This is a genomic window from Geodermatophilus obscurus, assembly GCF_900143215.1.
GTDB classification, from domain to species: domain Bacteria; phylum Actinomycetota; class Actinomycetes; order Mycobacteriales; family Geodermatophilaceae; genus Geodermatophilus; species Geodermatophilus obscurus_A.
The window spans coordinates 251,996-263,461 of record NZ_FRDM01000004.1 but is presented as its reverse complement, the minus strand read 5'-3'; the positions used below and the strand labels follow the sequence as shown (position 1 = coordinate 263,461).

11 protein-coding genes, 1 tRNA gene and 1 pseudogene are annotated in these 11,466 nt (G+C 73.0%); 10 read left to right on the top strand and 3 right to left on the bottom strand.

From position 1 onward, the window contains the following. Positions 1–242, bottom strand: a pseudogene (locus tag BUB17_RS06665) (IS1380 family transposase); the annotation flags it as partial. Between the two features lie 153 nt (positions 243–395). Here BUB17_RS06665 and BUB17_RS06660 point away from each other — a divergent pair. The 5 genes from BUB17_RS06660 (at position 396) to BUB17_RS06640 (ending at position 4,511) form a co-directional block, all read left to right on the top strand. Continuing rightward, entirely contained in the window at positions 396–719 is a 324-nt protein-coding gene (locus tag BUB17_RS06660; RefSeq protein ID WP_141242927.1) for a hypothetical protein, read from the top strand. 203 nt (positions 720–922) lie between these two features. Beyond that, complete coding sequence (eno, locus tag BUB17_RS06655) at positions 923–2,212, top strand: phosphopyruvate hydratase (protein ID WP_072915282.1); 1,290 nt, start codon at positions 923–925, stop codon at positions 2,210–2,212. 16 nt (positions 2,213–2,228) lie between these two features. Further along, positions 2,229–2,810, top strand: coding sequence for a septum formation initiator family protein (locus BUB17_RS06650; RefSeq protein WP_072915370.1), 582 nt, complete (start codon positions 2,229–2,231; stop codon positions 2,808–2,810). A gap of 73 nt (positions 2,811–2,883) precedes the next feature. Further along, the gene (locus BUB17_RS06645) at positions 2,884–3,543 is read left to right on the top strand and encodes a DUF501 domain-containing protein (RefSeq protein ID WP_072915369.1); all 660 of its coding nucleotides are present in this window, start codon (positions 2,884–2,886) and stop codon (positions 3,541–3,543) included. Next, entirely contained in the window at positions 3,540–4,511 is a 972-nt protein-coding gene (locus BUB17_RS06640; RefSeq protein WP_072915280.1) for a Ppx/GppA phosphatase family protein, read from the top strand. The genes BUB17_RS06645 and BUB17_RS06640 overlap by 4 nt, the downstream gene beginning before the upstream one ends. On the opposite strand, the gene BUB17_RS06635 is transcribed toward BUB17_RS06640, so the two are convergent. Further along, entirely contained in the window at positions 4,492–4,794 is a 303-nt protein-coding gene (locus BUB17_RS06635; protein ID WP_072915277.1) for a DUF4235 domain-containing protein, read from the bottom strand. The two genes, BUB17_RS06640 and BUB17_RS06635, sit on opposite strands and share 20 nt — an antisense overlap. Before the next feature lie 341 nt (positions 4,795–5,135). Here BUB17_RS06635 and BUB17_RS06630 point away from each other — a divergent pair, with 341 nt between their 5' ends. The 5 genes from BUB17_RS06630 (at position 5,136) to BUB17_RS06610 (ending at position 10,044) form a co-directional block, all read left to right on the top strand. Next, the gene (locus BUB17_RS06630; RefSeq protein ID WP_280173853.1) at positions 5,136–5,792 is read left to right on the top strand and encodes a uracil-DNA glycosylase; all 657 of its coding nucleotides are present in this window, start codon (positions 5,136–5,138) and stop codon (positions 5,790–5,792) included. 10 nt (positions 5,793–5,802) lie between these two features. Beyond that, the gene (locus tag BUB17_RS06625; RefSeq protein ID WP_072915275.1) at positions 5,803–7,182 is read left to right on the top strand and encodes an NAD(P)/FAD-dependent oxidoreductase; all 1,380 of its coding nucleotides are present in this window, start codon (positions 5,803–5,805) and stop codon (positions 7,180–7,182) included. Positions 7,183–7,205: 23 nt separating this feature from the next. After that, positions 7,206–7,279, top strand: a tRNA-Leu gene (locus BUB17_RS06620). A 120-nt stretch (positions 7,280–7,399) separates the two neighbouring features. After that, on the top strand, positions 7,400–9,001 hold the full coding sequence (locus BUB17_RS06615; protein WP_072915273.1) for a M28 family metallopeptidase: 1,602 nt from the start codon (positions 7,400–7,402) through the stop codon (positions 8,999–9,001). A gap of 179 nt (positions 9,002–9,180) precedes the next feature. After that, positions 9,181–10,044: a Bax inhibitor-1/YccA family protein gene (locus BUB17_RS06610; protein WP_072915270.1), complete on the top strand. Its 864-nt coding sequence runs from the start codon at positions 9,181–9,183 to the stop codon at positions 10,042–10,044. A 199-nt stretch (positions 10,045–10,243) separates the two neighbouring features. Here the strand turns inward: BUB17_RS06610 and BUB17_RS06605 are convergent, their stop codons facing one another. Then, positions 10,244–11,464, bottom strand: a complete 1,221-nt coding sequence (locus tag BUB17_RS06605; RefSeq protein ID WP_072915268.1) for an acetyl-CoA C-acetyltransferase — start codon at positions 11,462–11,464, stop codon at positions 10,244–10,246. Positions 11,465–11,466 lie beyond the last annotated feature (2 nt).

Below are 11,466 nucleotides of genomic sequence, written 5' to 3'. Positions count from 1 at the left end.
ATCCCGCCGTGGCGCAGCAGATCCAGGTCACTGATCGAGTCCGCGCCGGCGACCATCCCGGCGACCAGCGCCGGCACCTTGACCGCGGCGTTCGCTCCGGCCGAGCCCGGCACCGTGACGTGCTCGGCGACCAACTCCTGCAGTCCGGCCCGTTCGGCCAGCGCCATCACCGGCGCCAGACCGGCGACCGAGATCAGGTTCGGGTCATCGAAAACCGCGCTGAGCTTGTGGAAGACTCGCATTTACCGGATGCCCCTGCCTGCCAGCCGATGGAACCGTCGCAAGTCCCATCCTCCCTGGCGACAGGGGCATTCGTCTCTACTCGATGATCAATTGGCCAAGATCATCGGCGGATCGAGGCTGAGCGTCGGCTGCTCATGGCCTTGGCTGCTGCGGTGGATGAACCGCTGCTGCGCGACCAGATCGCAGCGGTCGTTGTGGATGCGGTCTGCCGCTGCGGCTGTTCCTCTGTGCGCCTGCGCAGCGTGAGGCAGCCGATTCTTGCCGAGAGGATCACTCAACTGTCCAGCACGGGCCGCGACGACTACTTCGCCGTGGAGGCCACCGGCCGCCGTCCGGAGCAGCAGTTCGTGAACGTCGTGCTCCATGTCACGCACGGTCGAGTAGGCGAACTGGAGGTGTTCGACGCCGTAGAGGGGGTGGGCGTCGCAGTCACCCTTTCCGACCTGACTGACTTGACCGAACCGACCGTGAGCTGAGCAATAAGTTGTAGCGGCCTGGCCCAGACCTGCCGTAGTGCAGCTGTCCCTGAAGCCCCCTTCAGGGCGAGCGCGTCGGACCGACGCCATCGGTCGATCGGGAGCGCGGTGGGTCCGTCTTCGGCTCGGCTGCGCTCGGACTTCTCGCCAACGCCCGCCGCGGTGGGCAAGCGGCTGGCCCGGGCGTCGCTAGGCTGATCCCCGTGCCCAGCATCGACGCCGTAGGCGCGCGGGAGATCCTCGACTCGCGCGGAAACCCCACCGTGGAGGTCGAGGTCGCCCTCGACGACGGGACGATCACGCGGGCCGCCGTGCCCAGCGGCGCCTCGACCGGCGCCTTCGAGGCGGTGGAGCTCCGGGACGGCGGCGAGCGCTACGGCGGCAAGGGCGTGACCAAGGCCGTCGACGGCGTCCTGGACGTCATCGGCCCCGAGCTGGTCGGCTACGACGCCAGCGAGCAGCGGCTGGTCGACCAGCGGCTGCTGGACCTCGACGGGACGCCCGACAAGTCCCGCCTGGGCGCCAACGCGATCCTCGGCGTCAGCCTCGCGGTGGCCAAGGCCGCCGCCGAGTCCGCCGGCCTGCCGCTGTTCCGCTACGTCGGCGGGCCGTCGGCGCACGTGCTGCCGGTGCCGATGATGAACATCCTCAACGGTGGCGCCCACGCCGACAGCAACGTCGACGTGCAGGAGTTCATGATCGCCCCGATCGGCGCGCCGACCTTCGCCGAGGCGCTGGCCATGGGTACCGAGACCTACCACGCGCTCAAGTCGGTCCTGAAGAAGGACGGTCTGTCCACCGGGCTGGGCGACGAGGGCGGCTTCGCGCCGAACCTGTCCAGCAACCGGGCAGCGCTCGACCTGATCGTCCGGGCTGTCGAGTCTGCCGGTTACTCCGTGGGCACCGACATCGCTTTCGCCCTCGACGTCGCGGCCACCGAGTTCCACGCGGACGGCGCGTACGCCTTCGAGGGCAAGAAGCTGTCGGCGGAGGAGATGACCGCGTACTACACCGAGCTGGTCGACGCCTTCCCGATCGTCTCGATCGAGGACCCGCTGTCGGAGGAGGACTGGGACGGCTGGGTCGCGCTCACCGCCGCGCTCGGTGGCCGGGTGCAGATCGTGGGCGACGACCTGTTCGTGACCAACCCGTCCCGGCTGGCCGACGGCATCGCCCGCAACGCCGCGAACGCGCTGCTGGTCAAGGTCAACCAGATCGGCACGCTCACCGAGACCCTCGACGCGGTCAACCTGGCCCACCGCAGCGGCTACCGCTGCATGATGAGCCACCGCTCCGGCGAGACCGAGGACACCACGATCGCCGACCTCGCCGTCGCCACGGACTGCGGGCAGATCAAGACCGGTGCGCCGGCGCGCAGCGAGCGCGTCGCCAAGTACAACCAGCTGCTGCGGATCGAGGAGGAGCTGGACGACGCCGCCCGGTACGCCGGTGCGGCCGCCTTCCCGAGGCTGGGCGCGGCGGCCGGCGAGTGACCGGCCGCGCCCGCCGATGAGCGCGGCGCGCGGCCGCCGGAACAGGTCGGGCGCGGCACCGTCGGGCCGGCGGCGCTCCACGGGGCGGCCGCTGTCGGGTGCGCCGTCCCGTCCGGTCCCGGCCGGCTCCCGCTCGGGTGCGGGTAGCCGGCCGGAGCCGCGCCGCGCCGTCCGCCGCACGCCGCGGGCGGCGGCCTCGGGCACCCCCCGCCGGCCCCTGGTCACCGGCCGCGCGGTGCTGCTGGCCGGGTTGGTCCTGGTGCTGCTGCTGACCCTGGCCGGCCCGCTGCGCCAGTTCCTGGCCGGCCGCGCCGAGCTGACCCGGCTGGCCGCGGAGGGCACCGCCCTGGACCAGCGGGCCGAGCAGCTCGAGGAGGAGCTGGAGCGGCAGGCCGACCCGGCCTACACCGCGCGCCAGGCCCGCGAGCGGCTGGCCTACGTGCTGCCCGGTGACCGGCTGGTGGTCGTGGTCGACGGCGAGGCCGTCGAGGGGGACGCCGGCACGGTGCCGGAGCCCGTGGACGGCGAGCTGCCCTGGTACGAGGCGCTGCTGCAGTCGGTCGCGGTGGCCGACGGCGACGAGGAGCCCGACGGGTGACCGAGCTCGCGAGCTCACCCACGTGTGCGGCACCGACGCGGACGCGGCCGACGAGCGCCGGCGAGGAGGTCGCGTGACCGAACCGATCACGCCGGAGGAGCGGGAGGTCGTGGCCCGCCAGCTCGGCCGGCCGCCGCGTGCCCTGCGCGCGGTGGCGCACCGCTGCCCCTGCGGCCAGCCCGACGTCGTGCAGACCTCCCCGCGGCTGGAGGACGGCACCCCGTTCCCGACGCTGTACTACCTGACCTGCCCGCGGGCGAGCGCTGCGGCCAGCCGGCTGGAGTCCACCGGCCGGATGCGGGCGTGGCAGGCCGACCTGGGCGCCGACCCGCAGCTGGCCGCGGGCTACCGCGCCGCCCACGAGGCCTACCTGGCCGAGCGGAACGCGTTGGGTGAGCTGCCCACCCGCACCACCGCCGGTGGGATGCCCGACCGGGTGAAGTGCTTGCACGCCCTGGCCGCGCACGCGCTCGCCGCCGGCCCGGGGGTCAACCCGGTCGGCGACCGCGCCGTGGCCGAGATGGGGGAGTGGTGGGCCAACGGCCCCTGCGCCCGGACCCCCGGAGACGACGGCCGAGCGAGCATCGCAGGGAGATGCCCGTCGCCGACAGGGAGTGAGCATCGCAGCGAGCGCCAGCGAGCGAGGACAGGAGCGACCGCGGAGGCGACTGACGACGTGGACCGAGGAGCGGAACGAGGCCGGAGTCGAGCCGGGGACGAGGACGACCGATGACCCGCGTCGCCGCCATCGACTGCGGCACCAACTCCATCCGCCTGCTGGTGGCCGACGTCCCGCCGGAGGGGCCGCACACCGACCTGCTGCGCCGGATGGAGGTCGTCCGGCTGGGGCAGGGCGTCGACGCCACCGGCCGGCTGGCGCCGGAGGCGATCGAGCGCACCCGGGTGGTGCTGGCGCAGTACGCCGCGCAGGCCAGCGAGCTCGGCGCGACCGCGGTCCGCATGGTCGCCACCAGTGCCAGCCGGGACGCCGCCAACCGCGCGGACTTCGAGGGGATGGTGCTGGCCACCCTCGGCCGGCTGCCCGACGTCGTCCCCGGGAACGAGGAGGCGCGGCTGTCCTTCCTCGGGGCCACCGCCTCGCTGGACGCCGCCGTCGCCGCACACGGCCAGCCGCGACCGCGCCCGCCGTACCTGGTGGTCGACATCGGCGGTGGGTCCACCGAGTTCGTGCTCGGCGACACCGGCGGGGTGCGCGCGGCCCGGTCGGTCGACGTCGGCTGCGTGCGCCTCACCGAGCGGCACCTGCACGGCGACCCGCCCTCGGCCGACGAGATCCAGCGCGCCGAGGCCGACATCCGCGCCGCGCTGGCCGACGTGGCCGCCGCCGTCCCGGTGGGGGAGGCCGCGACCCTCGTCGGCCTGGCCGGCTCGGTGACCACCGTCGCCGCGCTCGCCCTCGGTCTGCCGGCCTACGACCCGATGACCATCCACGGCTCGCGCATCCCGGTGTCGGCCGTCCGCGCGGTGACCGCCGGGCTGCTCACCGCCAGTCGCGAGCGGCGTGCGTCCTACCCGGTCATGCACCCGGGGCGGGTCGACGTCATCGGTGCCGGTTCGCTCGTCCTGCGGGTGCTCATGGACGCCTTCGCGCTGGACGACGTCGTGGTCAGCGAGCACGACATCCTCGACGGCATCGCGCTGCAGCTGGCCCGCGGAGCGGTCAGGGGGAGCCCTCGTTGAGGCCGGGCGGCAGCTTGCCGGTCAGCGACTGGTAGGCCGCCGCCGCGCCGCGGGCGGCGACGAGCCGGCCGGCCGCCACGGCGACCCCGGACACCGCGGCCCAGGCCAGGGCCTCGCCCCAGCCGACGCCCGGCGCGGCCGGGTTCTTGGGCGGCTGGGTGCCGCGGACGGCGTACCAGGCGGCGTCGCTGAGCTTCCGGACGGCGATCCCCGCGGGGACGGCCATACCGGCGCCCAGCAGCTTCCAGGTCAGCGGTGCCTTCTGCTTCTTCGTCCGGGCCACGCCGCGATCATGCCGCCCCGCGGCGCACCCGCGCTCGCCCGGGGTGGTCTGCTGGATCCATGGAGGACCCCACTGCCCCCCGTGCAGGACCCCCCTGTCCCCACGGCCTCCCTGCAGGGGCCCGCCGCGAGCTTGCGAGCGGTGGGGGGCAGGGAGGTCCTTCTGCTGCAGGGAGGTCGATCGAGGCTCGCGATGGGATCCTGCAGCGGGGCCACCCGGGCGACGCGGCCGGCTTCCCGGTCACCCGCAGCCCGGCCGGCGTCGTCCGCTCGGCGCGGAGCACCCGCGACCTCGCCGTCCTCGACGCCCGGATCTCCGGCTGCCGTGCCTGCCCGCGCCTGGTGGCCTGGCGGGAGGAGGTCGCCCGCGTCAAGCGGGCCTCCTTCCGGGACGAGGAGTACTGGGGCCGCCCGGTGCCGGGGCTCGGCCCGGCCGACGCCCGGATCGCCGTCGTCGGCCTGGCGCCGGCCGCGCACGGCGGCAACCGCACCGGTCGGGTGTTCACCGGCGACCGCAGCGGGGACTGGATCTTCGCCGCGCTGTGGCGGGCCGGCCTGGCCAACCAGCCGACGTCCACGCGCATCGGTGACGGGCTGCAGCTCACCGACGTGCGGGTCGCCGCGGCGGTCCGCTGCGCGCCGCCGGCGAACGCCCCCACGCCGGAGGAGCGGGACACCTGCTCACCGTGGCTGGCGCGTGAGCTGGCGCTGCTGCCGCGGCTGCGGGTCGCCGTCGTCCTCGGCGGGTTCGGCTGGACGGCGCTGTGGCCGGTGCTGGCCGAGGCCGGCTACCCGCTGCCCCGGCCGCGGCCGGCGTTCGGGCACGGCGTGGAGGTGTCGCTGGAGGGGCCGCGCGGGCCGCTGACCCTGCTGGGCAGCTACCACGTCAGCCAGCAGAACACCTTCACCGGCAAGCTCACCGAGCCGATGCTGGACGCCGTCCTCGCCCGGGCCACCGAACTGGCCGCGACCCTGCCGGGACCCCCTCTCCGGCCCTAGGCTCGCACCCATGGCGCAACGACCCGTGGTCCTCGTCGTCGGCGGCGGCTACGTCGGCCTCTACACCGCCCTGCGGCTGCAGAAGAAGTTGTCCCGCGGGCGAGCGGAGATCGTCGTCGTGGACCCGCAGCCGCACATGACCTACCAGCCCTTCCTGCCCGAGGCCGCGGCCGGCTCGGTGGAGCCGCGGCACGTCGTGGTGCCGCTGCGCCGGACGCTGCCGCGCTGCCGCGTGGTCACCGGGGCCGTCACGGGACTGAGCCACGCCGAGAAGCGGGCGCGGATCGCCCCCCTCGAGGGTGAGCCCTACGAGCTCCGCTACGACGTCCTGGTGATGGCCGCCGGGTCGGTGGCCCGCACGCTGCCCATCCCCGGGCTGGCCGAGCACGGCATCGGGTTCAAGAACGTCGGCGAGGCCATCTACCTGCGCAACCACGTGCTGGCCCGGCTGGACGCGGCCAGCTCGACCGACGACCCGGAGGTCCGCCGCCGCGCGCTGACCTTCACCTTCGTCGGCGGCGGCTACGCGGGGGTGGAGGCCTTCGCCGAGCTCGAGGACATGGCTCGCTACGCGATCACCCACTACTACCCGCGGCTCTCGACGGCCGACATGCGCTGGGTGCTGGTCGAGGCGATGGGCCGGATCCTGCCCGAGGTCGACCTGGACATGGCCGCCTGGACGGTCAAGCAGCTCACCGCGCGCGGGATGGACGTGCGGCTCAACACCAGGCTGGAGTCCGTCACCGACTGCCACGTCCGGCTCAGCGATGGCGATGAGTTCAACAGCGACACCCTGGTGTGGACGGCGGGCACCAAGCCCAACCCGATGCTGAAGGAGACCGACCTGCCGGTGGACGAGCGCGGGCGGGTGGTCTGCGAGCCCACCCTGCAGGTGCGCGGGCTGCCCGACGCGTGGTCGGCCGGCGACCTGGCCGCCGTCCCGGACCTCACCAAGGAGAGCCCCGGCGCGACCACCGCGCCCAACGCGCAGCACGCCGTCCGGCAGGCCAAGCGGCTGGCCGACAACATCGTGGCGGTGCTCGAGGGCCACGAGCCGGAGCCCTACCGGCACTCCTACGCGGGCTCGGTGGCCAGCCTGGGCCTGCACAAGGGCGTCGCGCAGGTCTACGGCGTCAAACTCAAGGGCTGGCCGGCCTGGTTCATGCACCGCACCTACCACGTCAGCCGGGTGCCCACCTTCAACCGCAAGGCCCGGGTCGTCGCGGACTGGACGCTGGCTGCGGTGTTCCGGCGCGAGGTCATCTCGCTGGGCCAGCTGCAGGACCCGCGCCGCGAGTTCGTCGAGGCGGCCAACACCGGCCGCACCGGGTCGCTGCCGCCGCCCTCGGCGGAGGACAAGGCCCAGTCGGGCTCCCTCCGGGCGAGCTGACCGCCGGGCTGGCGTGCTCGGCGGCCCCCGTAGCCCAACTGGCAGAGGCAGGCCCCTTAAAAGGGTCCCAGTGTCGGTTCGAACCCGACCGGGGGCACCCAGGGGCCGGTACGGACAAGTCAAGGCTTGACTGCGCACCGTGACCCCACGCAGAGTCACACAGGTCACACACGGTGTCCCAGCGTTGAGGCACCTCGCGAGCGGAGGGGAACCCTGCATGACCCGAACCGACTCCCGCCGGGCACGGATGGTGGCGTTGGGTGCCGCCGGCGCGATGGCACTGGCGGGCACCGTGGCGGTGGCCGCGCCGGCCGGCGCCGCGCAGGCGTGCGAGCAGCGGACCAACAACACCGTCGCCAAGCTGACCGACTGCGTGACCCTGGACGGGGTCATGGAGCACCTGGAGGCCTTCCAGGGCATCGCCGAGGACAACGGCGGCAACCGTGCCTCCGGGACGCCGGGCTACGACGCCTCCGTCGACTACGTGGAGCAGCGGCTCAAGGGGGCGGGCTGGTCGGTCACGACCCAGTCGTTCGACTTCCCGTTCTTCGAGCTGCGGAGCAGCTCGTTCAATCGGGTCACGCCCACGGCGACCACCTACACGGTGGGCACCGACTACACGCCGATGACCTACACCGGCGCCGGGACGGTCGACAACGGCGCCGTCAGCCCGGTCGACCTCCCGGCCACGGAGCTCGGCAGCGGCTGTGAGGCCACCGACTTCACCGGCTTCACCTCCGGGTCGGTGGCCCTCGTCCAACGGGGCGGCTGCGCCTTCGGCGTGAAGGCGCAGAACGCCGAGACCGCCGGCGCCTCCGCGGTCATCGTCTCCAACAACGCGGAGGGGCCGGTCAACGGCACGCTGGGCGCTCCCGGGGTCGGCATCCCGGTCATCGGGGTCCCGACGGCCCTCGGCCAGGAGCTCGCCGCAGCGGGCACGACGGTCAACCTCGCCGTCGACTCGACCAGTGAGACCCGCACGACCGAGAACGTCATCGCCGAGCTGCCCGGCCGGACCTCGGACAACGTCGTCATGGCCGGCGCCCACCTCGACTCGGTGCTGCAGGGCCCGGGCATCAACGACAACGGCAGTGGCAGCGCGGCGCTGGTCGAGGTCGCCGAGAACCTCACCGAGGTGAAGCCGGAGAACACCGTGCGCTTCGCCTGGTGGGGCGCGGAGGAGCTCGGCCTGCTGGGTTCGAACCACTACGTGTCGACCCTGCCGCAGGCGGAGAAGGACCGGATCGGCCTGTACCTGAACTTCGACATGGTCGGCTCGCCGAACTTCGCCCGGTTCATCTACGACGGTGACCAGTCCGACTTCCCGGCCCCGACGGGCACGCCGGTGCCGGCGGGCTCGGACCAGATCGAGTACGTCCTCGAGGACTACTACGAGGCGCAGGACCTGTGGTACGAGGGCACCGAGTTCAGCGGTCGCAGCGACTACCAGGCGTTCATCCGGGCGGGCATCCCCTCCGGTGGTCTCTTCACCGGCGCCGAGGTGCTGAAGCAGGAGTACCAGGTCCCGCTGTACGGCGGCACTGCCGGCGTCGCCTACGACGCGAACTACCACCAGGCCGGGGACGACATCGGCAACATCAGCGAGACGGCGCTGGACCAGAACTCCGACGCCATCGCCTATGCCGTGCTGACGCTGTCCTACGACACGGCCAGGGTGAACGGCGACACCGGCACGCCGGTGCCGGGCGGCACGTTCGAGGAGGACCCGACCGACCGCCAGTTCCGGGTGACGGCGGAGCAGAAGGCCGGCGGCGGCGGCCTGAGCTCCGACCACGACCACGACGGCGACGAGATATGAGACAGGAGCCCGCGGGGGCCGGTGGCGGCCGGCCACCGGCCCCCGCGGCACGTCCGCACCCCCCGTCCGGGTGTCCAGCAGACACCCAGGAACGCGCGGGCCTCCTGAGGCGTTGACCTGGACGAGTGGGGTGCAGGACCGTGGGCCCCACGACAGCCGGTCACCTCGAGGAGATGACGATGCCCAGCTCCAACCCGGTCTTCGGCCGGGGCCTGCAGAACACGGGCCCTGGCTACGGCCAGCAGTCCACCCCGTGGGGTGGCGCTCCGCAGTACGGGGCTCCGCAGTACGGGGCCCCGCAGTACGGGGCCCCGAAGTCCGGCTACGGGACGCAGGACCCGTACGCCGCGCAGTCGCCGTACGCGCCGCCGACCACCCGCTACATGACGATGGACGACGTCGTCCAGAAGACGGGCCTGTCCTTCCTGGTCACCGTCCTCTCGGCCGCCGTCACCTGGGCGCTGCTCCCGCAGGCGCTGGCGTTCGGCCTGGCCCTGCCCGCGGTCCTCGTGGCCCTGGTGCTCGGTCTGGTGATCGCGTTCAAGCAGATCGCCAACCCGGTCGCCACGCTGTCCTACGGCGCGCTGTACGGCATCGCCCTCGGTGCCATCAGCGAGGCGTTCAACGCGATCTACCCCGGCATCGTGATGCAGGCGCTGGTCGGCACCTTCGGTGTCTTCGCCGGCATGCTCGTCGTCTACAAGACCGGCGCCATCCGGGTCACCCCCAAGCTGACCCGCTGGATCGTCGGCGCGATGTTCGGTGTGCTGGCGCTGGTCCTGGTCAACCTGGTGGCCGGCTTCTTCGTCCCCGGCGGCCTGGGTCTGCGTGACGGCGGCACCCTGTCCATCATCTTCAGCCTGGTCGTGATCGGTGTCGCGGCGTTCTCGCTGCTGCTCGACTTCGACATGGCCGACGAGGCGATACGCCGCGGCGCCCCCGCGAAGTTCGCCTGGTACATCGCCTTCGGCCTGCTCATCACGGTCGTCTGGCTGTACCTGGAGATCCTGCGGCTGCTGTCCTACCTGCAGAGCGGCGACTGAAGAAGGACCCCGTCCTCCCCACCCTTCGCAGGCTCAGGGTGGGCCCGGGACGGGGCCGTGAACACCAGTGGCCCGGTCCCCGCGAGGGGGCCGGGCCACTGGCAGCTCCGGGGGCCGCTCCCCCTGGGGTGGGATCGGCGGTCTCGCACGGCTCCGGGGTGGGCAGCGTGCGAGACCGCCGATCTCGCCGGGTCCTTCTTCAGGACAGACGCTCCAGGACCATCGCCATGCCCATGCCGCCGCCGACGCACATCGTCTCCAGGCCGAAGGTCTTGTCCTCGGTCTGCAGGCCGTTGATCAGCGTGCCGGTGATGCGGGCGCCGGTCATGCCGAAGGGGTGGCCGACGGCGATGGCGCCGCCGTGCACGTTCAGCTTGTCGATGTCGATGTCCAGGTCGCGGTAGCTCGGGATGACCTGCGCCGCGAAGGCCTCGTTGATCTCGACCAGGTCGATGTCACCGATGCTCATCCCGGCCCGCTGCAGCGCGAGCTTCGAGGCGTCCACCGGGCCGTAGCCCATGATCTCCGGCGAGAGGCCGGTGACCGCGGTGGAGACGATGCGCGCCAGCGGGGTCAGCCCCAGGTCGCGGGCCTTGGTGTCGCTCATGACCACGACCGCGGCGGCGCCGTCGTTGAGCGGGCAGGCGTTGCCCGCGGTGACCCGCCCGTCGGGGCGGAAGACCGGCTTGAGGCCGGAGATGCCCTCCAGCGTGGTGCCCGCGCGCGGGCTGTCGTCCGTGCTGACCACCGTGCCGTCGGGCGTGGTGACCGGGGTGATCTCCCGCTCCCAGAAGCCGTCGGCGATGGCCTGCTCGGCCAGGTTCTGGCTGCGGACGGCGAACTCGTCCATCTCCTGGCGGGAGACGTCCTTGAGCAGCGCCAGGTTCTCCGCGGTCTGCCCCATCGCGACGTAGATGTCCGGGACCTCGCCGTTGTCCCGGGGGTCGGTCCAGGAGTCCGCGCCGCTCTCGGCGGTCTTGGCGACCCGGGCCTGAGCGTCGGCGAACGCCGGGTTCTGGGTGTCGGGCAGCGAGTCGCTGTTGCCCTTCACGAAGCGCGACACCATCTCGACGCCGGCCGAGATGAAGACGTCGCCCTCGCCGGCCTTGATCGCGTGCATGGCCATGCGGGTGGTCTGCAGCGACGACGAGCAGTAGCGGGTGATCGTCGTCCCCGGCAGGTGGTCCATGCCGAGCAGGACGCTGACGACGCGGCCCATGTTGTGGCCCTGCTCCCCGCCGGGCAGGCCGCAGCCGAGGATCAGGTCGTCGATGTCGGTGGGGTCGAGCGCGGGCACCTTGTCGAGGGCCGCACGCACGATGGTCGCGGTGAGGTCGTCGGGCCGCAGGTCCTTCAGCGAGCCCTTGAACGCGCGGCCGATGGGGGAGCGCGTGGTCGCGACGATGACGGCTTCGGGCATGG